Here is a 22,036-nt window from a genome sequence, read left to right on the forward strand (position 1 = left end):
TGCCCTTCGGGATGCCTTCGCCGCCGCAGGAGCGGCACCAGGGATCATCCTCACGGACTCGGCACTGAAGCACTGCTCTCTCAGGTTCGAGGTGCTGGCCGGTGACGGTCAGGCCGAGCGCGTCGACCATGCAGAAGGTGTCGAGATCCGGGGCGGTGAACGTAGGCTGGGACATGTCGAGGTCTTTCGGATGGGCTGTGTGGTAACTCCCATCGTCGGAAGGCCTCGACCTCTATCCAGACACCGCCACGCCCAGACCACTGGGACCTGTCTCTACACCCTCATCTGCGAAGAGCCAGATTGGTATCGGAAGCACCGGCCGATGCGCTGCAGATACCGATTCGTGCTGCAGACGGTCGGGCAACCCCCTGTTTCTCCCAGTGCCGGGTGGGCCCCGCGCGTTAGCGTGGCCCCTATGCAGATCACATCGGACACTGTCGCCCTGATCTCCGGCGGCGCCTCCGGCCTGGGCGAGGCCACGGCGAGACGCATGATCGCGGCGGGCGGCGCCGTCGTGCTCCTGGACCTGCCCACCTCCCCCGGGCAGGACCTGGCCGACGAGCTCGGCGCGCGGGCCGTGTTCGTGGCCGGGGACGTGCGCGACGAGGGGTCGGTGCGCGGCGCCGTGAAGGCCGCCACCAGCCTCGGAACCCTCCGGATCGCGGTCTCCTGCGCCGGTGTGGCCACCCCGGGCCGGATCCTGGGCAAGCGGGGACTGCTGCCGCTCGAGGACTACCGGCGGGTGGTGGAGATCAACTTGGTCGGCACGTTCAACCTGCTCCGCCTGGCTGCCGAGGCGATGGCCGGCAACGACCCGGCAGGCGATGGCGACCAGGCCGGCGGCGAGGAGGGCGTCGACCGCGGGGTGGTGGTGCTCACCGCATCGGTGGCGGCGTTCGAGGGGCAGGTCGGGCAGGCGGCGTACTCCTCCTCCAAGGGCGGCGTCGCCTCGCTCACACTGACCGCGGCCCGCGACCTGGCGCAGTACGGCATCCGGGTGGCCGGGATCGCGCCGGGCGTGTTCGGCACCCCGATGATGGCCGGCCTGGGCGAGGAGGTGAGGGCCGGGCTGGAGTCGCTCGTACCTCACCCCGCCCGGCTCGGCCGGCCGGCGGAGTACGCGGCACTGGTGGAGCACATCGTGGCCAACCCGTACCTGAACGGCGAGGTCATCCGTCTGGACGGTGCGCTGCGCATGCCACCCCGCTGACCCCGCTGACCCCACAGTCGCGAACGCTCCCCTTCGCGGCGTGAATCGCTGGCGGATTCATATGGTCAGTGCAACAGGTTGGCTATGTGGGAGTGGGTGGTTGTGGTGCCGTCGGGTTATCCGTGGTCGTTGCAGGTGCGGCGTGAGGTGTTGGGAGCGATTGCGTCGGGTTCTTCGGCGAAGCAGGCGGCGCGTGATTCGGGTGTGGCGTTGCGGATCGCGGCGACGTGGTGGGCTCAGGCTTGTGGGATGGAGCTAAGAACGAGGGCTGGCGGTGGTGTGGCTCGGCCGGCGTGTGCTGGTCGCGTGGGTGGGTTGGGGCATCGGTTGACTTTGGAGGATCGCAACCAGATTCAGCGTGGGCTTGATCAGGGTGAGACCTGTGCTGCGATTGCCCGGGAGCTGGGTAGGCATCGTTCGACGGTGAGCAGGGAGGTCAAGCGTCATCGTGGTGATGATGGGGACTACAACGCCCTGGTCGCTGATGCCCTGGCCCAGGAGGCGGCGGCCCGGCCGAAGGAGTTCAAGCTCGTTCGGGACGAGGAGTTGTGCCGGTATGTCGAGGCGAGGATGGATGAGGGGTGGTCGCCGCGGTTGATCGCCTTGGTGCTGGCCCGTGATCATGGTGGTGACCGGAGGAAGACGGTGTGCCACGAGACGATCTACCAGTGCCTGTATGTCCAGACCCGCGGGCATCTGCGCGCGGACCTGTATCGCCAGCTCTCAACCAAGCGCCCGACGCGCAAGCACCGCTATCGCCAGGACGGGCGGGGCAAGCGCTATGCCCAGGCGTTACGGATCAGTCAGCGTCCACCGAGCGTGGCCGATCGGGCCGTTCCCGGGCACTGGGAGGGTGATCTGATCATCGGCACTGGGAGCGCCTCGGCGATCGGGACCCTGGTGGAGCGCTCGAGCCGGTTCACGATGCTGCTGCATCTGCCGGGCCGTCATGATGCCGACTCGGTCGCCGCGGCGATGCTGGAAGAGATGCGCCAGCTACCCGATCAGCTGCGTCGGTCCCTGACCTGGGACCGGGGGGTGGAGCTGGCGAACTACCTCGATATCCAGCTCGACCTGCAGATGCCGGTCTATTTCGCCGATCCGCACTCGCCCTGGCAGCGCGGCTCGAACGAGAACACCAACCGCCTCCTGCGTCACTGGTTCACCAAGGGCAGCGACCTGTCCACCTGGAGCCGCGGCGACCTACGCCGCATCGCCCATCTCCTCAACAACCGACCCAGACCCACCCTCGACCTCGACACCCCCGCCCAACGACTCGCCCAACTCCTCGCCAACCCACCCCAAGTTGCACTAACCACTTGACATTGCCGCTTCAGATGTCGAGAAGGGGAGCGTTCGCGCACGAGGAGGGGTGCCTGCCTCAGCTGCCCACCACGTCAGCCCCGCTCAGGCCCAGACCGTTAAGGTTGTGGTATGTCCCTGCCACCGTTGGTCGAACCCGGTCCACCGCTGTCCCGGCAAGAGGCCGATCGCTTCGCGCGGCAGCTGTTCCTGCCCCAGCTCGGTGAGATGGGGCAGCGCCGGCTGCGGGCTGCGAAGGTGGCGGTGATCGGCGTCGGCGGGCTCGGCTCCCCGGCGCTGCTCTACCTGGCCGGTGCCGGGGTGGGCACCCTGGGGCTGTTCGACGACGACGTGGTGGAGCGGTCCAACCTGCACCGCCAGGTGATCCACACCGTGGACGACCTCGGCCGGCCGAAGGTGGACTCCGGCGCCGAGCACCTGCTCGCACTCAGCCCGGACGTGGACGTCCGCCGCCACCAGGTCCGCCTGGACCCGCAGAACGTCACCGAGCTGCTCAGCGGCTACGACCTGGTGCTGGACGGCACCGACAACTTCACCACCCGCTACCTGGTCAACGACGCCTGCGCCGAGCTGGGCATCCCACTCGTCTGGGCCTCGATCTTCCGCTCCGACGCGCAGATCTCGGTGTTCTGGTCCCGCCCACCGAATGGTGAGCAGCCCCGCACGCTGCGCGACCTGTTCCCGCACCAGCCGCCGGAAGGCTCGGTGCCCTCCTGCGCCGAGGGCGGGGTGCTCGGGGCGCTGTGCGGGCAGGTCGGGGCGATCATGGCGAACGAGGCGATGAAGCTGATCGCCGGTATCGGTGATCCGCTGCTCGGCCGCGTGCTGGTGCTGGACACCCTCGCCGCGAGCTGGCGGGAGATCCCGTTACGGCCACGGTCGACGGCGGAAGACGGGTCGGTCTCCCCGGCCGCCTCGGCCGGGGGCTGGGTGGGCAGCTCGGGTGCAGCGGCAGAGACAGGACCGGCGGCGATGCCGCCACCTACCGGCTCCCCCGCCCCGCTGCCGCCGCCCACGGGATCGCCCGTGCCGTTGCCGCCACCGGCGGACGAGCCGTTCGGCCGGATCAGCCCTGCTGAGCTGCAGGAGCGGCTGCAGGACCGCCGGTACGGGCGGGACGACTTCGTGCTGATGGACGTGCGTGAGCCGGGTGAGTACGCCCAGCGCTCCATCCCCGGTGCTCGGCTGGTGCCGCTGGCGCAGGCGCTCACCCAGGCCGGCCGGGCCGGGTTGGACGCTGACACGCCGGTGGTCGTCTACTGCGCGCAGGGGCCGCGGGCCGAGCGCGCCGCCCGGGACCTGGCCGCTGCCGGGTTCACCACCAGCGTGCTCACCGGTGGCATCGACGCTTGGCAGCGGCTGTGAACCGCCCGCGTACTGTCGCCGAGCACCAGGCGGCGCTGGCCGAGCTGACCGGTCCGCTGCCACCGCGCACCGTTCCGCTGGCCGGGGCTGGCGGCTGCGTGCTCGCCGCGGACGTCACCAGCCGCACCGCCATCCCGCTGTTCGACAACTCCGCGATGGACGGCTACGCCGTGCATGCCGCCGACCTGGCCGGGGCGGGCCCGGACCACCCGGTGACCCTCCCGGTGGCCGCCGACCTGCCCGCCGGCGCCACTGACGCGCCCCGGATCTCCCCCGGCACCGTGGCCCGGATCATGACTGGTGCACCGCTGCCGGAGGGCCCGGACGCGGTGGTGCCGGTGGAGGACACCGACGCCGGCACCACCCAGGTGCGCATCACCGCCGAGCCCGCGCCCGGGGCGCACATCCGCCGCGCCGGTGAGGACGTGGCTGCCGACGCCCTGGTGCTGCCCGCCGGCACGGTGCTGCACGCTCCGCAGCTCGCAGCAGCCGCGGCCTGCGGTCACGGGGAGCTGCTGGTGCGCCCGCGGCCCCGGGTGGCGGTGATCTCCACCGGGTCTGAGCTGGTCGCCGCCGGGGAGAGCCCTGAGTGGGGCCAGATCCCGGACTCCAACTCCCACCTGCTCGCCCAGGCGGTCCGGGAGGCCGGCGGGGAGGCGGTGCGCCTGGGGGCGGTGCCCGACGATGCGGCCGAGTTCCGCCAGGTGCTGGAGGAGGTCGCCCCGGACGTGGACCTGATCGTGTGCTCCGGTGGGGTGAGCGTGGGCGCCTATGACGTGGTCAAGGAGGTCCTCGCACCACTGGAGACGATGTGGTTCGGACCGGTAGCGATGCAGCCCGGAAAACCACAGGGCCTGGGCCGCCTGCCCGACGGGCCGGTGGTCGTGGCCCTCCCGGGCAACCCGGTCAGCGTGCACGTGTCCTTCGAGGTGTACCTGCGCAGTGCGCTGGCCCGGATGGCAGGTCATGGGGACGGCGGAGCTCACCTGCAGGAGGCGGAGGTCACCGTGGGGTGGCGCTCACCCTCCGGTCGGGAGCAGTACATCCCGGTGCTGGTGGACCCGCCGGCACACCCGGGCGGGCGACCGGCGGTGCGACCGGTGGGCCCGCGCGGATCCGGCTCGCACCTGGTGGCCAGCCTTGCCGCCGCGCAGGCGCTGGCTCGGGTGCCGGCCGAGGTGGACCAGGTGGAACCGGGCGAGGTCGTGCACCTGCTGCGCTCCGTGCCGCCGTCCTTGCAGAGCGGATCGCGTGCAGATCCCACGCAGAACGCCCGCAGCGACCAGCCCGCAGAGAGGAAGCAGTCCCGATGAGCGAGTTCACCCATCTGGACGAGACCGGCCAGGCCCGGATGGTCGACGTCACCGAGAAGACGCCCACGGTCCGGTCGGCCACCGCCACCGGGCTGGTGCGCTGCGCTCCGCACGTGGTGGCGGCGCTGCGCGAGGGCACCGTGCCCAAGGGGGATGTGCTCGCCGTGGCCCGGATCGCCGGGATCGCCGGCGCGAAGCGCACCCCGGAGCTGCTGCCGCTGGCGCACGTGATCGGCGTGCACGGGGTGGTGCTCGATGCTGAGGTGACCGACGAGGGGGTGGCGCTGCGGGCCACTGCCCGCACCGCGGACCGCACCGGGGTGGAGATGGAGGCCCTCACCGCGGTGAGCGTGGCCGCCCTGAACGTGGTGGACATGGTCAAGGGCCTGGACAAGTCCACCTCGATCGAGCGCATCCAGCTCCAGGCCAAGACTGGTGGCAAGTCCGGCGACTGGCACCGCGAGACCACCGCCTCCTGACCCCCGCCCTTACCTCCTCCTCCACCCTCACCTCCTCGTTGAATCGATCCAGGCGATACCTGGCCCGTGCGGTAGTGCTCTGCGGTATCGCTCCCGCGCAGGAACTACCGCCCTGGCGAACATCCAGGGGCCCCGCAGGAACTGCCGCCCTGGCGAGCATCCGAGCTCGGCACGGTGGTGCACGGACGGCTCCGGCGCCCCCGACCGCCCCACCTGCGGGATTCTCTGGCAGACTCGAGGCAGAGGCACGGACGGCGCACGGCAGCGGCGAGTGACCCGCCCGGCCAGCGCCTGTGGTGAGGAGGAGTCGTGACCGAGGTTCGCTACTTTGCGGCCGCAGCCGAGGCGGCCGGGCGGCAGGGTGAGTCCCTGGCCGCGAGCACCATCGAGGAGCTGCGAGCGCTGATGGTCGACCGGCACGGGGAACAGCTCGAACGGGTGCTGACCAGCTGCTCGCTGTTGGTGGACGGCGTGGCCGCTGAGCCCAGCACCGAGGTGGGCGAGGCGACCGTGGTGGACGTGCTGCCCCCGTTTGCCGGTGGCTGACCGCGCACGAGACGCACCTGAGCGTCTGGACGAGAAGCTCGTCAGCTTCGCCTCCATCCTGGAGGAGAAGACCCGCGAGCAGGCGATCACCACCAGCCGGATGCCGTTCATCTTCCCGCACCTGGCGCTGATGCCTGATGCCCACCTGGGCATGGGGGCCACTGTCGGTTCGGTCATCCCGACGCTGGGCGCGATCATGCCGGCTGCGGTGGGAGTCGACATCGGCTGCGGTATGGAGGCCGTGCTCACCCAGCTCACCGCGGCCGACCTGCCTGGGGACCTGGCACCGATGCGGGTGGCCATCGAGGCAGCGGTCCCGCTCTCACCGGGCAGGTACAACCGGCGGCTGACCGCCAGTGCGAAGGCGCGCGTCCAGCGCTTGGAGCAGCGTGCCGCCCAGGACGGCGCCACTGCCTTCGACCCGGCCCGCTACGCCAAGAACTGGCGCAAGCAGCTCGGCAGCCTGGGCGGTGGGAACCACTTCATCGAGGTCACCCTCGATGAACAGCACCGGGTGTGGCTGTTCCTGCACTCCGGCAGCCGTGGCGTGGGCAACAAGATCGCCCAGCACCACATCAAGGTCGCACGCGAGTACTGCCAGCGGCACCGCATCGATCTACCGAACCGCGACCTGGCCTACCTGGTGGAAGGCACCGAGGAGTTCACCCGCTACATCGACGAGCTGCGCTGGGCGCAGGCCTTCGCCCGGGAGAACCGCGCGGAGATGATGGACCGGGTGGCAGAGGCGGTCGGGGACGTGCTCGGCGAGCGGGTGCAGCGGGTGCAGGAGGTCTCCTGCCACCACAACTACACCGAGCGCGAGCGCCACTTCGGCAAGCAGGTCTGGCTCTCCCGCAAGGGCGCCATCGACGCGAGCGTCGGCACCTGGGGTCTGATCCCCGGCTCGATGGGCGATGCCTCCTACGTGGTTCGCGGCAAGGGGGACCCGATGTCCTTGACCAGCGCCCCGCACGGAGCAGGCCGGATGCACTCCCGGACGGCCGCGAAGCGGAACTTCACCCTCGAGGACCTGCGGGAGCGGATGACGGGCATCGAGTTCCGTGCCTCGGCGGCGTTCATCGACGAGATCCCCGACGCCTACAAGGCCATCGACGTGGTGATGGCAGATGCCGCGGACCTGGTGGAGACCGTGCACACGCTGCGTCAGGTGGTGAACGTCAAGGGCGAGTGAGCACCGCAGGGCTCACAGCCCGAGCGCTGCGCCCACCGGGCCCCGGACCTGCTCGAAGACCTCCTCGCTGGCGGCGCTGAGCAGCCAGTCCTGCCGCACCCGCGGGTCATACCTGGTGCCGTCCACCCGGCCGGTGCGCCCACCGAGCTCGGCGACCATCAGGGCGCCGGGCACATGGTCCCAGGGCCAGTCCCGGCGGAAGAACAGATAGTCGGTGGCACCGCTGAGCATCTGCGTGTAGTCCACCCCAGCGCACCACCAGGAGTCGGTCACCTCGGCGAGTCCTCCCGGGCTCATCCCGTGCAGCTCAGTGGAGCTGGCGCCGCGGATCTGGCCGGTGACGCTCGAGCGCGGCTGCGCCGTCAACCGCTCACCGTTGCAGTAGACGCCGGCACCGGCCTCGGCCACATAGGCGAGCTGGTGCTCCGGCTGCCAGATCCACCCACGCACCGCCTGCCCGGACCGCAGCTCGGCGACCATCACCGCATGGTCCGGTGAGCCGTTCACGAAGTTCTTCGTCCCGTCCACCGGGTCGATGGTGAACGCATGCTCCGCACCGGCGAACGCCGGGAGCAGCCCCGCCTGGGTGGCGGTCGCCTCCTCGCCGAGGATCAGCGCGTCCGGGTAGTGCTGCCGCAGTGCGTGGGTGATCGCCACCTCGGACTCCCGGTCGGCGACCGTGACCAGGTCGCCGGGCTGCTTCTCCATCACCTGGTCCGCTGACAGCCGGCGGAACCGGGGGGTGATCAGCTCGGCGGCAGTGGCTTTCAGCAGGTCGAGGATCGCATCGGTGTCCATACCTCTCAATCTGCCAGAGAACGTCGGTCAACCCCGAATCGGTCCACGCCCCGGCTGCCGAGGGCTCCGCGGCGCGCGGACCGGCACCCACTACCCCTCCTCGTGGTTGCGCCGCAGCCAGTCCCGCAGCAGCGCCGCCTTCTGCTCCCGGCCCATCAGCTCGTACGCCAGTGCCCAGTCCTCCGGCCGGCCCAGCATCATGCCCTGCCAGGTGCGCCACGGCCGCGGCGGGATCGGCGTCACCGAACCACCGGAGCGGATGGCGAAGTCGACCAGCACGTCGACCTGGTGGTCACCCGCGTCCACCCGGAACAGCGCCGCAGTGGCGAAGGCGGGCAGGTCGCCGCCGAGCCGCTCCGCGGCCAGCCCCCGGGCGGTGAGCACCTCCGCCACCTGCTCGGGCGGCACGTCGGTGACCAGGTCCCAGTCCCCCACCGCCTCCACCAGGTCGAGCGCATACAGCAGGCCCGATCCGCCGAGCACCACGCGACCTCGGGCAGCCAGGTCGGCGAACACCGCCCGGACCACCCGCAACGGCGGGTGCGCCGCACCAGCCATCTACGCTCCGCCGTCGCGTGCCACGACAAGCAGCCCCACACCCCGGGGAGCGGCCCTGCCCCCGGAGGCTCCGCCGTCGGGCATGGGCAGAATCATCCGCCGATCGCGCTCATCGGCCGGTCGGGCTGCAGGAACCCGGGGTCGTTGATGCCGTGCCCGGGCAGCTTGCCCGCGATGCACTTGTGCATGATCTCCGCGAGGTCGTCATCGCTGCCGCCTTCGCGCAGCGGTGCGAGCAGGTCGGACTCGGTGCGAGCGAACAAGCAGTTGCGCAGCTGCCCGTCGGCGGTGATCCGCACCCGGTCGCACGCACCGCAGAACGGCTTGGACACCGACCGGATCACGCCCACGGTGGAAGGGCCGCCGTCGATGGCGAACCGTTCCGCCGGGGCCGCCCCACGCTCGCCCACCTCGGTCAGCTCGAACGCCTCGGACAGCTTCTCCAGGATCTCCTCGCCGGTGACCATCTTCACCCTCGACCAGATGTGCCCGGCATCCAGCGGCATCTGCTCGATGAACCGGATCTCGCAGTTCTTCTCCACCGCGAAGCGGACCAGGTCCACCAGCTCGTCGTCGTTCACGTCCCGCATGGCCACCGCATTCAGCTTGATCGGTGCGAACCCCGCCTCGATCGCGGCGTCGATACCGGCGAGCACGTCGTGCAGGCGGTCGCGGCGGGTGAGCTCGGCGAACTTCTCCGGCTGCAACGTGTCCAGGCTGATGTTCACCCGCGCCAGGCTGGCCTCGGCGAGGGGGCCGGCGAGCTTGACCAGCCGCAGCGCGTTGGTGGTCATGGAGATCTCCAGCGGGCCGTCGTCGCCTTCGATCGCGGCCATCTCCCGGACCACGTCCACCGCGTCGCGGCGCAGCAGCGGTTCCCCTCCGGTCAGCCGAGCCTCCACGATGCCCAGCGCGGCAGCGACCCGGGCCACCCGCACCAGCTCCGGGGTGGTGAGGATGTTCTCCCGGGCCAGCCACGGCACCCCTTCGGCAGGCATGCAGTAGGTGCAGCGCAGGTTGCACACATCGGTCAGCGAGATGCGCAGGTCCTTGTGCACCCGCCCGAAGGAGTCCACCAGCGGACGAGCCAGATGGGCAGAGACAGTCATGTCGATTCCTCCTCGCCCCCGCACCTCCACGCTACCCAGTCTGCGGCAATCCAGCAGTTCATGCCGACCCCACCCAGGTGTGGGAGCCGTCGGTGAGCACCTGCTTCTTCCACATCGGCAGCTCGGCCTTGATCCGCTCCACCAGCTCCCGGCAGGCGGTGAACGCCTCCACCCGGTGTGCCGAGGCGGCACAGACCACGATCGCCAGACCGCCGACCAGCACAGTGCCCACCCGGTGGCTGGCCGCGACCGTGACCGCCGGGTGCGCAGCGGCCACCTCGGTGGCGATCCGCTCCAGCACCGCCGGTGCGTCCGGGTGGCCGACGTACTCCAGGTGGGTGACCGTGCCGGCAGCGTCCGGGCTGTGGTCCCGCACCGTGCCCACAAAGCTAGCCACCGCCCCCTGCTCCGGACCACTGACCGCCTCGATGTGCGCGGCCAGGTCCAACGCTGTACCGGAGATCGAGGTGAGGGCGACGACCATCAGTGGTCACCGCCGTCGAGCTGGCTGAGCACGTGCGCAACCAGCGGCAGGACGACCTCCACCGCCGCGACCACACCACCCACGGACCCCGGCGCGTTCACCACGAACGCCGACCCGCAGGTGCCGGCCACACCGCGACCGAGGGCGGAGGTGGGCACCGTGGCCTCGTCCCGACGGCGGATCGCCTCAGCGACCCCGGGCAGCACCTTCTCCAGCACCCGGCTGGTGCCCTCCGGGGTCAGGTCCCGCGGGCCGACGCCGGTGCCACCGCTGGTCAGCACCAGCTGGGCACCGCTGCCCACCGCCGCCGTGATCGCATCGGCCACGTTGTCCGCCCCGTCCGGGACCACCTGGACCTCGACCGCGTAGCCTGCCTCGGTCAGCCGGCGTGCCGCCTCAGGTCCCGACCGGTCTTCCCGGACCCCGTTGGCGCACCGGTCCGAGACCGTGATCACTGTTGCCCGAACCTGGTCCGCCATACCTCCAGACTAACCGCGCAGGGGCGGATCCGGGGCATCGGGAGCGACCCAGCCAGACGCACGTGCTACCGCCCAGCACGCGGCGCACGGCAGCGCAGGCCGACCGCGCAGAAACCGTGACCGAAGCGACATCTTCCCGAGCGCGCGGGACTGCAGCTCAGGGCTACGATGGCGTGTCCGATCGAGAACGAGGAACGTGAGGGTCATGGGCGTCTTCGACGCACCTGCCTGGGTAGTGGCCGCATGGCGACGCAGTCTGCAGGATGTGGGAGCGACGGCGGACCAGCCCACGCTGGAGGCGTACGGCGAGCGGATGATCGAGCGCTGGTCCGCCCCGGAGCGCGCCCACCACAACCTGAAGCGGCTGATCGCGGTGCTGGCCCGGGTGGATGAGTTGGCACCGGAGACGCACGACCCGGACGTGGTGCGGCTGGCGGCCTGGTACCACGGGGCAGCCTTCGACGCGACCGCGCAGAACACCTACGCCCATCGCGGTGGGGTGGACGAGGCCGCGTCTGCCGAGCTGGCGCGCACCGAGCTGGCCGAGCTCGGGGTGCCGGCCGAGGTGGTGGAGCGGATCGCGGCGCTGATCCTGGGCATCGCCCGGCACTCGGCGCCCAAGGACGACATCGACGCCCAGGCGCTGTGCGACGCCGACCTGGGCATCCTGGCCGCCGAACCGCAGCGGTATGCCGCCTACCGCAAGCAGGTCCGGGAAGAGTATGCGCACATCCCGCAGGCCGACTATGTGCGTGCCCGGTTGGCGATCGTGACCAAGCTGCTGAGCCGGCCGCACCTGTTCCAGAGCCCGATGGCCCAGGACTGGGAGGACGCGGCCCGGGAGAACCTCACCGCCGAGCTGGACCGGCTCACCGCGCAGCTCGCGCAGCTGCCGGAGGAACCCGCCGACGAGGCAGGGGCTGGCGAAGCAGCCGGACCGGTGGATGCTCAGGATGCGCACGACGGCGCAGCCGCCCCGGGCGAGGGCACCTCGCCCGGGCACGAGGGTGCTCAGGATGCGCACGACGGCGCAGCACCGGTCTCCGCCGACAGCTCCCCGGCGGTGCCAGAAGAGGTGCACCTGCCAGATGGCGGTCCCGGGCCTGCTGGTTTCGAACCGGTCGAGGTCGAGGAGCCGGGCGCGGCAGACGATGCTGCCGAGTCTGTGCGTCGGATATCGGGCCGGGAGCGGGAGACCATCGCCCAGCGCAGCCAACGCCGCTGGGCGGAGCACCTGGCTGCGCAGGAAGCGTCGGGCCGGGGCACGCCGGTGCGGCGACGGGACGCGAGCGCTCCCTCACCGCTGGAGCCGGGGGTCGGGGACACCGGCCCGAACGAGGGGGTGGAAGGTGACACCGAGGACTTCGACGAGACGTCCTCGCTGAGCCGTCCGCCGAAGATGCCGGCGATCAAGCACCGCCCGCGCGAGGGTGACTGAGGGCGGGGCATCCCCCGCTGCGACGTACTCACAGCACAGGGACCTGCTGGCGGGCGCCGCGCGTTCCGCCCGGTTGTCCACAACCCGCCCGGTACCCGGGCCCGGTGCGCCACCTGCGCTCCTAGCCTCGAGGCCATGACGTCGTGCATCAGGCACGGCCCCGACCGAGGAGAGACCATGCCCCGTTTCGAAGTCGACAGCACCGAGGTGGCCCGTGCCGGTGCTGCCGCCCGCACCTCCGCGGGTGCCATCAACACCGAGGTGACGAACATGATGCGCCACCTGACCGCGTTGCAGTCGTCCTGGCGGGGTGGTGCGTCGAATGCTTTCGGTGCGCTGATCACCGACTGGCGCGCGACGCAGCGTCAGGTGGAGGCCTCTCTGGACAACATCTCCCGCGCCTTGGATGCCAGCGCCCGCCAGTACGCGGACGTGGAGTCGAACAACCTGCGCATGTTCAGCCGCTGACCCAGCTGGTAGCTGGTGCGGTCGGTGGTCCGACGGCTCGATACGCTCGGAGTGTGATCCTCATCGATCCGCCGATGTGGCCGGCGCACCGGACGCGGTTCTCGCACCTGGTGTCCGACCACACGCTGGCCGAGCTGCACCAGTTCGCAGCCGCCGCGGGCCTGGCCGAACGCGCCTTCGACGCGGACCACTACGACGTTCCCGCCGAACGTCACGACGAGCTCGTGCAGCTAGGGGCGCAGCCGGTCAGTGCCGGTGAGCTGATCCGGCGGCTGCGCCGCAGCGGGTTGCGGCTGCCGGCGCGAGACCGGCCGCAGCGGGCCCGGGCCGTCCTGGAGCAGCGCTGGGCGCACACACTGGCGGCGCAGCCAGGACTGGGCACACAGCTTCTGCACCGGTGGAGTGAACCGCACCGGCGGTACCACACCACGGCCCACCTGCTGGACGTGCTCAGCGCCCTCGACCTGCTGTGCGCGCCCGCCGTGCCCCCGCGCACCGTCCGGCTGGCCGCCTGGTTCCACGACGCGATCTACACCGGGGTCGCCGGTGTGGACGAGGAAGACTCTGCTGACCTCGCGGAACGTGCCCTGCCGCAGGTGGGACTGGCGGCCACCGAGGTGAGCGAGGTGGTGCGACTGGTGCTGCTCACCCGGTCCCACTCCCCCGTACCGCAGGACCGCGCCGGGGCCCTGCTGTGCGACGCCGACCTGGCCGTCCTCGGCCGCGACCCGGACGGCTACGCCCGGTACCAGCAGCAGGTACGCGCCGAGTACGCCCACGTCAGCGAACCCGACTGGCGCACCGGAAGGTCCGCCGTCCTGCAGCACCTGCTGGACCGGCGGCCACTGTTCCGGACCCCGACCGGGGCGGCACACTGGGAGCAACGGGCACGGGCGAACCTGCAGGGTGAGCTCGCACAGCTGCAGCGCTGACCTAGACCCCAGGCCGCCGCGGTCCGGTGCGGTCAGAGCTGCTCCACGCCGGTGAAGCGCGCCTCGGCGAAGGTCCGGCACCCGTAGGCGAAGGAGTGGATCAGCTCGGTCCGGTTCCAGAACGGCAGTGCCAGCGTGTTCCCGACCACGCCCTCGATGGCGCCACCCTCGCGCAGCCGGAAGTGTAGGAAAGCGTACGGCATCCACCGCGGGCGCAGGAGGAACGCGGTGCTGGTCGGCCCCGGCACCCTGGCCCGGATCTTCACCTCGGCAACCGTCGACCACGGCACCCGCAACGGGCGACCATGGAACCTCCCCTCGAATGCCTCCGCGGTGAAGGTGAAGGTGCGGCGCCGGAGCACCGTCACCAGCGTGGCGCACAGTCCTAGACCGATGAGGGCGAAGATGCTCCCGATGAGGAGTGCCACTGCGCGGTGGTCCATCTCCCCGCCAACGATCGCACCGATCAGCATGCTGAGCCCGCCGCCCAGGCAGATCAGGGTCGCGGCGACCTGGATCACGATGTGCACCGCACCCGGTCGCACCACCACCTGGTGGGATGCGGGCCGCCCCACAGGGGCACCGGCGTCGTGCGGGCTCGACCACGGCGCCGGCTCCCCACGTCCCCCGGCTCCCGTCATGGACAGCAGGGTACTGGCCGCCGGTCAGAGGATGGTCACGCAGCGGTACTTCTCGCCCGCGAACGTGCGGCAGCCCTACGCCAGGACGCGGATCAGCTCGGGACGTCGTACGGGGTCGGCGAGCACCCGGAACCTGGTACGGATTCCACGGCCCGCCGTGATCACTGGTTCCCCCATGAACCTCCACGAGAAGCAGAGTACTGACGCACGCAAGCCAGGATCCGCGAAGGCCCCCGGCTCCGCAGGGGAACCGGGGGCCTTCGTCAGGCGGTGAGCGTCACCGGGCAGCTGCCCGCTTCCGCTCCGGGTTTCCTCAGAAGCCCATGCCACCCATGTCGCCACCACCGCCAGCCGGGGCTGCGGGCTCCGGCTCCGGCTTGTCGGCCACGACGGCCTCGGTGGTGAGGAAGAGGCCGGCGATCGAACCAGCGTTCTGCAGTGCCGACCGGGTCACCTTCACCGGGTCGTTGATGCCGGCAGCGAGCAGGTCCTCGTACTCACCGGTCTGGGCGTTCAGGCCCTGGCCGGCAGGCAGGCTGCGGACCTTCTCCACCACGACGCCGCCCTCGAGGCCAGCGTTCACGGCGATCTGCTTCAGCGGAGCAGTCACAGCAACCTTGACGATGTTCGCACCGGTCGCCTCGTCACCGGTCACGTCCAGCGAGCCGAACGCGTTCTCCACGGCCTGCAGCAGGGCCACGCCACCACCGGCGACGATGCCCTCCTCCACAGCGGCCTTCGCGTTGCGCACTGCGTCCTCGATGCGGTGCTTGCGCTCCTTGAGCTCCACCTCGGTCGCGGCACCCGCACGGATGACCGCCACACCACCGGCGAGCTTGGCCAGGCGCTCCTGGAGCTTCTCGCGGTCGTAGTCGGAGTCGGAGTTCTCGATCTCGGCGCGGATCTGGGACACGCGACCGGCGATGGCGTCGGCGTCACCGGCGCCCTCCACGATCGTGGTCTCGTCCTTGGTCACGACGACCTTGCGCGCCTGGCCGAGGACCTCCAGGCCCACGTTGTCCAGCTTCAGGCCGACGGTCTCGGAGACGACCTGACCACCGGTGAGGATGGCCATGTCGTTCAGCATCGCCTTGCGGCGGTCGCCGAAGCCCGGGGCCTTGACGGCCACGGACTTGAAGGTGCCGCGGATCTTGTTCAGCACCAGGGTCGCCAGGGCCTCGCCCTCGACGTCCTCGGCCACGATCAGCAGCGGCTTGCCGGACTGGATGACCTTCTCCAGCAGCTGCAGGACATCCTTGACGTTGGAGATCTTCGACTCCACCAGCAGGACGTAGGCGTCCTCCAGCACCGCCTCCTGGCGGTCCTGGTCGGTGACCATGTACGCCGACAGGTAACCCTTGTCGAAGCGCATACCCTCGGTGAGCTCGAGCTCCAGGCCCAGGGCGTTGGACTCCTCGACGGTGACGACGCCTTCCTTGCCCACCTTGTCGAGGGCCTCGGCGATCAGCTCACCGATCTTCGGGTCGCCGGCGGAGATCCCGGCGGTGGCCGCGATCTGCTCCTTGGTCTCGATCTCGGTGGCGCCGGAGAGCAGCTCGGCGGTGACGGCCTCGACGGCCTTCTCGATGCCGCGCTTCAGCGCGATCGGGTTCGCACCGGCAGCCACGTTGCGCAGGCCCTCGCTGACGAGAGCCTGGGCGAGCACGGTGGCGGTGGTGGTGCCGTCGCCCGCGACGTCATCGGTCTTCTTCGCGACCTCCTTGACGAGCTCGGCACCAATCTTCTCGTAGGGCTCCTCGAGCTCGATCTCCTTGGCGATGGACACGCCATCGTTGGTGATCGTGGGGGCGCCCCACTTCTTCTCCAGGACAACGTTGCGTCCCCTCGGGCCGAGGGTGACCTTGACGGTGTCGGCGAGGGTGTTCAGCCCACGCTCCATCCCGCGGCGGGCCTCCTCGTCGAAGGCAATCATCTTGGCCATTGGCGGTTTGATCCTCCGGTACTGGCTTTGGCACGGTCGGCGTGACGCCCGCGACGGACGGCGATGGTCCGGGTCCGTTCACGTCACGCACCCGTCCAGCGCCTCGCCTCGCTGACCACAGTTGTCACTCTCATGTCGAGAGTGCTAACGCCAATATTGGCACTCTCGGGGTGCGAGTGCAAGGAGCGCTCGACGGCGGAGGTCCCGTTTCGCGCTCAGGGGAACCCACCCTGGGTCACGGGGCGAGCGAGGGCGCAGGCAGACCGAAGCGTTGCCGCAACGCGATCCGGGCGGCGTGCCAGCCGCTCATCCCGTGCACCCCGGGGCCGGGCGGGGTGGACTGCGAGCACAGGTAGACCCCGGGGATGCCGGCGGCGTACGGGTTGATGCTCAGCCGAGGCCGGGCAATCATCCCCCAGGCACTGAGCGCCCCGGCCGCGATGTCCCCGGCCACGTAGTTCGCGTCGTGCTCTGCCATCCGGGCGGCAGGGATGCACCGGGAGGCCACCACCACGTCCCGGAACCCGGGGGCGAACCGTTCGATCTGGGCGGTGACCAGCTCGGTGACGTCCACCGGGCAGCCTGCGGGCACGTGCGCGTACGCCCACCCCGGACGCAGTCCGCCGACCTCGCGGGTGGGGTCGTGCAGGGCAGGATCGCTGAACAGCAGCATCGGGCGCGCCGGCAGCACACCGTCGGCCACCTGGGCCTCCGCGGAGGCCATGTCCGCCCGGCTGCCGCCCACGTGCACAGTACCCGCGCCGGCCATCCGCTCGTCGGCCCACGGCACCGGCCCGGAGAGCACGTAGTCCACCTTCGCGGCAGCGTTACCGTGCCGGAACCGGCCCAGCGCCGCACGCACCGACGGGCGCATCCGCTCCCCCCAGATGCGCAGCAGCCCGGCCGGTGCCAGGTCGGCGAGGTAGGTGCGGGCCCGGGGCAGCTCACGCCAGCTGGTCACCTCGCAGTCGGTGACCACCCGGCCGCCGTGGGCCTCCAGGTCGGCGATCATCGCCGCGGTGATCGCCTGCGACCCGCCCACCGGGACCGGCCAGCCGGCGCCGTGGGCGTTGGTGGCGAGCATCAGAGCGGTGCCGGCCGCGGCCAGCGAGGGCAGCCGGGCGATGGAGTGGGCCGCAACCCCGGTGAGCAGCGCCGGTGCTTCGCCTCCACGGAACCGCAGGTTCCACGCGGGCGTCCCCTGCTCCAGCAGCCGGGTGACAGCCGCCGCCACGGCACGCAGTCCAGGCCCGGTGAGCAGCCCCGGCGGCAGCTCGCGCCGGTTGCCCAGGATCAGCGCCGTGAGCAGCCGCTCGTGCTCCACGAGGGGAGCCAGCAGATCCCGCCAGGCTCCGCCGTCGACCCCGAGCTCTGCCACGGTGCGGTCCAAGGACCGGTAGGCGACCGCTGACCTGCCCCCGTCCAGCGGCTGGGCGTAGGACACCTCGGGGACCACCAGGTCCACCCCGCGCGCCGGCAGGTCCAGCGCGGCGAAGAACGGACTGGCCAGCGCCAACGGGTGCACCGCCGAGCACAGATCGTGCCGCAGCCCGTCGACCAGCTGGGAGTCCAGGGTGCGCGCCCCGCCGCCGGGCACGGACTGTGCCTCCAGCACGGTCACCTCGAGGCCGGCGCGGGCCAGGGTCACCGCCGCGGCCAGTCCGTTCGGTCCGGAGCCGATGACGACGGCGTCCGTGCTCGGGCGAGTCATCTCGCCATTGTCTCCGATCCTGCGGAGGCAGGGGTAGGCACGCGCTCCGGATGTTTCGTCCGTGACGGGGTGGCGCCCTCCGGCTGGTCATCGGTGTCGGCAACACTGTCGGTGCCGCCGGTCTCAGCCGTCACGAGATCGCCGCCGTCACTGGCTCGGTCCGGTGGTGCTCCGCGCCGGCACGCTCGCCAGACGGTGCCGATGCGGCCGGTCACCGCCTTCCAGGTGCGGTCGCGGATGAAGATGGCGTCGATGGCGATCATCGCCAGGGAGAACCAGGGCAGGCCCATCAGCACGGCGATACCCACATGGAAGGAGCCGATGCCCAGCAGGGCGATCACCCGGGTGGCGCGGCGCAGCAGCATCATCGGGAAGCACAGCTGCAGGATGATCGAGCTCCAGGAGATCACCGTGACCATCGGCGCCCAGGTGGTGAACAGGTCGCTGAGCTCGGGCCAGGTCCCGAACCGTTGGGTGTGCAGCGGGTTGTAGATCGCATACCCGTGCTGCCACGGCGCGCCACCGGCCTTGTAGAGCGCACCGGAGGCGTACACGAAGCACACGTGGAACGCCACGGCCACCAGCACCAGGTTGTGCGCGGTGTTGCGGATCCAGGCCGGTACGAATGGTACCCCGCGCCATGCGCGCCGCCACCAGGGGCCACTGGCCTCCGCACGAGCGCGGCGTCGGGCGTCCAGGGACCAGCGCCCGGCGGTGTCGGCGAAGAGCAGTGCGAGCAGGGTGATCCGGTACATGTTGTCGCCCTGGTCGCCCAGACTGTCGTTCATCTCGATGAAGGACACCCAGGCCACGAAGTACACCGGGAGCACGAGCTTGGTGCGCCAGCCGAGGGTCACCAGCACCGCCAGCGCGGCCAGTGCGAGGTAGGCAGCGGTGAACGCGGTGTCGTCCAGGGCGAGGTGGTGGAAGGTACTGAACAGCCAGATCTGTGGGAAGTCGCTGATCGGCTGGGCAGCCTCACCGTTCCATGCCGACCCGCTGCCGAAGGCGTAGTAGCGGGTGCGAAAGTTGGTGGCGAGCAGCCCCAGCCCGGTCAGGCCGAGCAGGATCCGGGTGACGGCGAGACCATAGGTGGCGCGCTTGGCGTCCACGAGCCAGGTCTCGGCGAACGCGATCGTGCGGTCCACCAGGCCCCCGAGCATCCGGAGCACCTCTGCGACCAGCACTCCGACGGTCCGGGCACCTGCGGTCAGTGCGGGGCGTCGCGAGGTGCGCCCTGCGCCCGGTGCGGCGGGGGCGGACGGGCGAGCTCCGACGTCGTCGGCGGTGCTCATTGCCCGGACTCCTGCACCCCGGCGAGGAAGATCTCGGCGAACCGTTCCTGGGACTGACCGGGCTCGACGACCAGGCCGCGCCAGCCGGTGGGTGCTGGTTGTACCGGTGGACGTTCGGCGTCCGGGTCGTTGCGGTCGGCGAACGGGATGACGTTCTGTCGGCTGATGATGAACTGCACCTGCTGCACGTCCTGACCCCACATCGCGTAGGACACCTGGGTGGCGTAGGCAGCGGCCAGTCGTTCGGTCTCCATGTAGTCCATGACGGCGCTGGCGTTGCCGTGCTCGAGCAGCGCCGCCTGGAGCCGGTCGCGCCAGTCGGCGCCGTCGTAGTAGCCGAGGGCGACGGTCTCCTGCTGCGCCTCGTTCAGCTCGTCGTAGGCGCCCTTGAACCGGGAGGCCACGTCCAGTGCCGTGATCGAGGCACGTGGCGGAAAGAGGTTGTGCGTGAGCATGGTCAGCTCGGCGGCGGTGGCATCCACCCACTCGGTCTGGATTGCCTCGGCACCCTCGCCGACGACGGCCCGCACCTGCAGCCGGTAGTCGCCGTTGATCGGGTTCGGGGCGAACACGCTCCAGCTCTGCCCGTGCATCGGGATCATGTAGTCGTGCAGCAGGGTGCCCGGTACCACCTGACGCAGCCCGGAGCCGGGGGCGATCCACAGGAACGTGGCGAAGACGTGCCAGGCGGTGAAGAAGACACCGAGCAGGATGAGCACTCGCTTCAGGGTGGTCAGGCGGGTGCGCTCAGGTGTGTCCGGGTCTGCGTCCGTGCTGCTGGACGTGCTCATCGTTGTCTCCGACCGTTCCCTTCCTCGTGCCGCCTGGCGCCGTGGTGCCGCTGCGGCCTGGCGCCGTGGTACCGCTGCGGCCTGGCCCCGCAGCCAGCGAACGAGGTCCGGTCCCGAGGGAACGCCTCGGGACCGGACCTCACTCATGGCGGGGCCTCAGCCCTCCAGCATCAGCCGGCCCGTCCCTCGCGGCGGAGTCGGGCTACGACTGCGAGGCCGCCACCGACCAGGACGAGCAGCAGGGCACCGACCAGCAGACCCGGGTTCAGGTCCGCTCCGGTGTCCGGCAGGTCGCCGCCGTTGTCGGCACCGCCTGCACCGTTGGCCGCGTCGTCCGCGCCTGCAGCAGCGGAGCTGGCGTTGGCCGTGGAGCTGGCATCGGCCGAGGCCTCCGAGGAGGAGTCCGCGGTCGAGGCCGCCTCCGCCGCAGCCGCGGCCGCAGCGTTGGCGTCCGCCTCGGCCTGGGCCGCAGCAGCAGCCGAGGCGTCGGCGTTGGTCGATGCGGTGCTGTCCGCATCCGCCGCGGCCTGAGCAGCAGCAGCCGATGCCGCGTTGGCATCGCTGTCCACGTCGGCCGCCGCTTCAGCGGAAGCGTCCGCATCCGCTGCCGAGGCAGCAGCGGCAGTGGCATCCGCGTCAGCTGCAGCCGATGCCGTGGAGCTGGCGTCGTCGTTGGCTGCGGCCTGGGCAGCAGCCTCAGCCGAGGCGTTGGAGTCGTCGTCCGCGTTCGCCGACGCAGCGGCAGAGGCCGAGGCGTTGGTGTTCGCGTCCGAGGAGTCGTCCGCCGTGGCGTCGTCAGCCTCCGCGTCCGAGCTGGCATCAGCATTCGCATCCGCGGTCGCGTCCGCTGACGCTGCCGAGGAGGAGTCCGCTGTGGCCGCAGCCTCTGCGGCTGCCGCGGAGTTCGACTCTGCCGAAGCATCCGAGTCCTGCTGTGCTGACTCGTCCGCCGAGGCAGCGGCGTTCGCGTCGGAGGACGCATCGTCGTTCGCTGCCGCCTGGGCAGCGGCTGCTGCCGAGGCGTTGGCATCTGCTTCCACGTCCGCCGTGGCGTCCGAGGACGCATCCTCGTTGGCCGCAGCCTGCGCTGCCGCTGCAGCGGAGGCATCCGCCTCTGCACTGGCAGCATCGTCAGCGTCAGCGTCTGCGGCTGCCTGAGCAGCAGCCTCGGCGGCAGCGTTGGAGTCGTCGTCCGCGTTCGCCGACGCAGCGGCCGAGGCCGAGGCGTTGGTGTTCGCGTCCGAGGAGTCATCGGCGGACGCATCCGGATCGGCCGAGTCATCCGCCGAGGCGTCCGGATCGGCCGCCGCATCAGCGTCTGTGTCTGCATCCTCGTCCTCGGCTTCGGCACGAACTGTCGCAGAAGCCAGGCTCAGCTGCACGAGCGGGTCGCTGGGCAGCAGCGTCAGCTGCAGCGCACGCTGGGTGAAGGACCCTTCGTCATACCCGTTCTCCTCGACGAAGTCGCCCGGGCTCTCCTGCACGTTGGCAGTCAACGAGACCAGGTTCTCGGTGATCCCAGCAGCCAGCGGGCTCAACAGCTCGTTGAGGCCCTCGACCGCCGGCCGGAAGATCGTGTCCAATGTGCCCTCGTCAGTGATCGCCTCACTGAGCGGCTGGACGAGCGCCGGCAGGATGGTGTTCGTCACTGCCTGGAGCAGCGGTTGAACCAGATCGCCGACCGGCAGTCCGATGATCGAGGTGCCGGAGGTGTCGACGACTGGCTCCTCGGCTCCTTCCACACCGAGGAAGTCGCCGAGCGTGCCACTGAGTTGAACGTCGACGGTCCCGATGCTCGGGCCGATCGCCGGACTGATGTCGCCGGTGATCCCGATGGTCACGTCCGCGGCATGCAGCGCGTCGGTGACTGCCTCGACGACCAGCGCCGGGATCTGGTCGAGGGTGCTGCCGATGGCACCATCGAGTGCGGCCTGGACAACGTCCGGGCCGAGCACCTCAGTG

At 70.8% G+C, this 22,036-nt stretch carries 21 protein-coding genes and 1 pseudogene; 10 read left to right on the forward strand and 12 right to left on the reverse strand.

The features are described 5' to 3' along the window. A pseudogene (locus tag K338_RS26300) lies at positions 1 to 175 on the reverse strand (ISL3 family transposase); the annotation flags it as partial. A 240-nt stretch (positions 176 to 415) separates the two neighbouring features. Here K338_RS26300 and K338_RS0117990 point away from each other — a divergent pair. The 7 genes from K338_RS0117990 to K338_RS0118020 all read left to right on the forward strand — a co-directional run bounded on the left by K338_RS0117990 (position 416) and on the right by K338_RS0118020 (position 7,428). Beyond that, positions 416 to 1,210, forward strand: coding sequence for an SDR family NAD(P)-dependent oxidoreductase (locus K338_RS0117990; protein WP_022919553.1), 795 nt, complete (start codon positions 416 to 418; stop codon positions 1,208 to 1,210). 105 nt (positions 1,211 to 1,315) lie between these two features. After that, positions 1,316 to 2,533 carry an IS30 family transposase gene (locus K338_RS23775; RefSeq protein ID WP_027287010.1) on the forward strand — a complete coding sequence of 406 codons (1,218 nt, stop codon included), beginning with the start codon at positions 1,316 to 1,318 and terminating at the stop codon, positions 2,531 to 2,533. 111 nt (positions 2,534 to 2,644) lie between these two features. Continuing rightward, positions 2,645 to 3,898: a ThiF family adenylyltransferase gene (locus K338_RS0118000; RefSeq protein ID WP_022919555.1), complete on the forward strand. Its 1,254-nt coding sequence runs from the start codon at positions 2,645 to 2,647 to the stop codon at positions 3,896 to 3,898. After that, on the forward strand, positions 3,895 to 5,211 hold the full coding sequence (locus tag K338_RS23780) for a molybdopterin molybdotransferase MoeA (protein ID WP_022919556.1): 1,317 nt from the start codon (positions 3,895 to 3,897) through the stop codon (positions 5,209 to 5,211). The genes K338_RS0118000 and K338_RS23780 overlap by 4 nt, the downstream gene beginning before the upstream one ends. Beyond that, a complete protein-coding gene (gene moaC / locus K338_RS0118010; RefSeq protein ID WP_022919557.1) occupies positions 5,208 to 5,690 on the forward strand; it encodes a cyclic pyranopterin monophosphate synthase MoaC in 483 nt (160 codons plus the stop codon). Before K338_RS23780 ends, moaC begins: the two co-directional genes overlap by 4 nt. A 309-nt stretch (positions 5,691 to 5,999) precedes the next feature. Next, the gene (locus tag K338_RS0118015; RefSeq protein ID WP_022919558.1) at positions 6,000 to 6,236 is read left to right on the forward strand and encodes a MoaD/ThiS family protein; all 237 of its coding nucleotides are present in this window, start codon (positions 6,000 to 6,002) and stop codon (positions 6,234 to 6,236) included. Further along, positions 6,229 to 7,428: an RtcB family protein gene (locus K338_RS0118020; protein WP_022919559.1), complete on the forward strand. Its 1,200-nt coding sequence runs from the start codon at positions 6,229 to 6,231 to the stop codon at positions 7,426 to 7,428. The genes K338_RS0118015 and K338_RS0118020 overlap by 8 nt, the downstream gene beginning before the upstream one ends. Before the next feature lie 12 nt (positions 7,429 to 7,440). On the opposite strand, the gene K338_RS0118025 is transcribed toward K338_RS0118020, so the two are convergent. The 5 genes from K338_RS0118025 to K338_RS0118045 all read right to left on the reverse strand — a co-directional run bounded on the left by K338_RS0118025 (position 7,441) and on the right by K338_RS0118045 (position 10,856). Further along, positions 7,441 to 8,226, reverse strand: coding sequence for an inositol monophosphatase family protein (locus K338_RS0118025; RefSeq protein WP_022919560.1), 786 nt, complete (start codon positions 8,224 to 8,226; stop codon positions 7,441 to 7,443). A 90-nt stretch (positions 8,227 to 8,316) separates the two neighbouring features. Continuing rightward, a complete protein-coding gene (locus tag K338_RS0118030) occupies positions 8,317 to 8,784 on the reverse strand; it encodes a hypothetical protein (protein ID WP_022919561.1) in 468 nt (155 codons plus the stop codon). A 92-nt stretch (positions 8,785 to 8,876) separates the two neighbouring features. Next, positions 8,877 to 9,893: a GTP 3',8-cyclase MoaA gene (gene moaA / locus K338_RS0118035; protein ID WP_022919562.1), complete on the reverse strand. Its 1,017-nt coding sequence runs from the start codon at positions 9,891 to 9,893 to the stop codon at positions 8,877 to 8,879. Positions 9,894 to 9,951: 58 nt separating this feature from the next. Beyond that, positions 9,952 to 10,377 carry a molybdenum cofactor biosynthesis protein MoaE gene (locus K338_RS0118040; RefSeq protein WP_022919563.1) on the reverse strand — a complete coding sequence of 142 codons (426 nt, stop codon included), beginning with the start codon at positions 10,375 to 10,377 and terminating at the stop codon, positions 9,952 to 9,954. Beyond that, on the reverse strand, positions 10,377 to 10,856 hold the full coding sequence (locus K338_RS0118045; RefSeq protein ID WP_022919564.1) for a MogA/MoaB family molybdenum cofactor biosynthesis protein: 480 nt from the start codon (positions 10,854 to 10,856) through the stop codon (positions 10,377 to 10,379). The genes K338_RS0118040 and K338_RS0118045 overlap by 1 nt, the downstream gene beginning before the upstream one ends. Positions 10,857 to 11,061: 205 nt before the next feature. On the opposite strand from K338_RS0118045, the gene K338_RS26030 reads away from it, so the two are divergent. From K338_RS26030 to K338_RS0118060, 3 genes are all read left to right on the forward strand, one after another. Then, entirely contained in the window at positions 11,062 to 12,294 is a 1,233-nt protein-coding gene (locus tag K338_RS26030) for an HD domain-containing protein (RefSeq protein WP_022919565.1), read from the forward strand. 177 nt (positions 12,295 to 12,471) lie between these two features. Beyond that, positions 12,472 to 12,762 carry a WXG100 family type VII secretion target gene (locus K338_RS0118055; RefSeq protein ID WP_022919566.1) on the forward strand — a complete coding sequence of 97 codons (291 nt, stop codon included), beginning with the start codon at positions 12,472 to 12,474 and terminating at the stop codon, positions 12,760 to 12,762. 53 nt (positions 12,763 to 12,815) lie between these two features. Then, the gene (locus K338_RS0118060) at positions 12,816 to 13,694 is read left to right on the forward strand and encodes a DUF4031 domain-containing protein (protein WP_022919567.1); all 879 of its coding nucleotides are present in this window, start codon (positions 12,816 to 12,818) and stop codon (positions 13,692 to 13,694) included. Positions 13,695 to 13,726: 32 nt separating this feature from the next. Here the strand turns inward: K338_RS0118060 and K338_RS0118065 are convergent, their stop codons facing one another. The 6 genes from K338_RS0118065 to K338_RS26530 form a co-directional block, all read right to left on the reverse strand. Next, complete coding sequence (locus K338_RS0118065; protein ID WP_157612626.1) at positions 13,727 to 14,335, reverse strand: hypothetical protein; 609 nt, start codon at positions 14,333 to 14,335, stop codon at positions 13,727 to 13,729. 313 nt (positions 14,336 to 14,648) lie between these two features. Further along, a complete protein-coding gene (groL, locus tag K338_RS0118070; protein ID WP_022919569.1) occupies positions 14,649 to 16,277 on the reverse strand; it encodes a chaperonin GroEL in 1,629 nt (542 codons plus the stop codon). A 235-nt stretch (positions 16,278 to 16,512) separates the two neighbouring features. Continuing rightward, the gene (locus K338_RS0118075) at positions 16,513 to 17,988 is read right to left on the reverse strand and encodes a phytoene desaturase family protein (protein WP_022919570.1); all 1,476 of its coding nucleotides are present in this window, start codon (positions 17,986 to 17,988) and stop codon (positions 16,513 to 16,515) included. After that, on the reverse strand, positions 17,985 to 19,283 hold the full coding sequence (locus tag K338_RS23790; protein ID WP_022919571.1) for an HTTM domain-containing protein: 1,299 nt from the start codon (positions 19,281 to 19,283) through the stop codon (positions 17,985 to 17,987). Before K338_RS23790 ends, K338_RS0118075 begins: the two co-directional genes overlap by 4 nt. Continuing rightward, positions 19,280 to 20,074, reverse strand: coding sequence for a DUF5819 family protein (locus tag K338_RS0118085; RefSeq protein WP_022919572.1), 795 nt, complete (start codon positions 20,072 to 20,074; stop codon positions 19,280 to 19,282). Before K338_RS0118085 ends, K338_RS23790 begins: the two co-directional genes overlap by 4 nt. A gap of 170 nt (positions 20,075 to 20,244) precedes the next feature. Beyond that, the gene (locus tag K338_RS26530) at positions 20,245 to 22,029 is read right to left on the reverse strand and encodes a hypothetical protein (protein ID WP_342662747.1); all 1,785 of its coding nucleotides are present in this window, start codon (positions 22,027 to 22,029) and stop codon (positions 20,245 to 20,247) included. Positions 22,030 to 22,036 lie beyond the last annotated feature (7 nt).

The organism is Ruania albidiflava DSM 18029 (assembly GCF_000421225.1).
Taxonomy (GTDB): Bacteria; Actinomycetota; Actinomycetes; order Actinomycetales; family Beutenbergiaceae; genus Ruania; species Ruania albidiflava.

What these genes read in the sequence shown, in the direction of transcription:
- K338_RS0118040 (WP_022919563.1), bottom strand. Translation starts at nt 10,377, where the DNA reads ATGGTCGTCGCCCTCACCTCGATCTCCGGTACAGCGTTGGACCTGGCC.
- moaA (WP_022919562.1), bottom strand. Translation starts at nt 9,893, where the DNA reads ATGACTGTCTCTGCCCATCTGGCTCGTCCGCTGGTGGACTCCTTCGGG.
- K338_RS0118065 (WP_157612626.1), bottom strand. Translation starts at nt 14,335, where the DNA reads ATGACGGGAGCCGGGGGACGTGGGGAGCCGGCGCCGTGGTCGAGCCCG.
- K338_RS0118025 (WP_022919560.1), bottom strand. Translation starts at nt 8,226, where the DNA reads ATGGACACCGATGCGATCCTCGACCTGCTGAAAGCCACTGCCGCCGAG.
- K338_RS0118075 (WP_022919570.1), bottom strand. Translation starts at nt 17,988, where the DNA reads ATGACTCGCCCGAGCACGGACGCCGTCGTCATCGGCTCCGGACCGAAC.
- groL (WP_022919569.1), bottom strand. Translation starts at nt 16,277, where the DNA reads ATGGCCAAGATGATTGCCTTCGACGAGGAGGCCCGCCGCGGGATGGAG.
- K338_RS0117990 (WP_022919553.1), top strand. Translation starts at nt 416, where the DNA reads ATGCAGATCACATCGGACACTGTCGCCCTGATCTCCGGCGGCGCCTCC.
- K338_RS0118045 (WP_022919564.1), bottom strand. Translation starts at nt 10,856, where the DNA reads ATGGCGGACCAGGTTCGGGCAACAGTGATCACGGTCTCGGACCGGTGC.
- moaC (WP_022919557.1), top strand. Translation starts at nt 5,208, where the DNA reads ATGAGCGAGTTCACCCATCTGGACGAGACCGGCCAGGCCCGGATGGTC.
- K338_RS0118055 (WP_022919566.1), top strand. Translation starts at nt 12,472, where the DNA reads ATGCCCCGTTTCGAAGTCGACAGCACCGAGGTGGCCCGTGCCGGTGCT.
- K338_RS0118030 (WP_022919561.1), bottom strand. Translation starts at nt 8,784, where the DNA reads ATGGCTGGTGCGGCGCACCCGCCGTTGCGGGTGGTCCGGGCGGTGTTC.
- K338_RS23790 (WP_022919571.1), bottom strand. Translation starts at nt 19,283, where the DNA reads ATGAGCACCGCCGACGACGTCGGAGCTCGCCCGTCCGCCCCCGCCGCA.
- K338_RS26030 (WP_022919565.1), top strand. Translation starts at nt 11,062, where the DNA reads ATGGGCGTCTTCGACGCACCTGCCTGGGTAGTGGCCGCATGGCGACGC.
- K338_RS0118000 (WP_022919555.1), top strand. Translation starts at nt 2,645, where the DNA reads ATGTCCCTGCCACCGTTGGTCGAACCCGGTCCACCGCTGTCCCGGCAA.
- K338_RS0118085 (WP_022919572.1), bottom strand. Translation starts at nt 20,074, where the DNA reads ATGAGCACGTCCAGCAGCACGGACGCAGACCCGGACACACCTGAGCGC.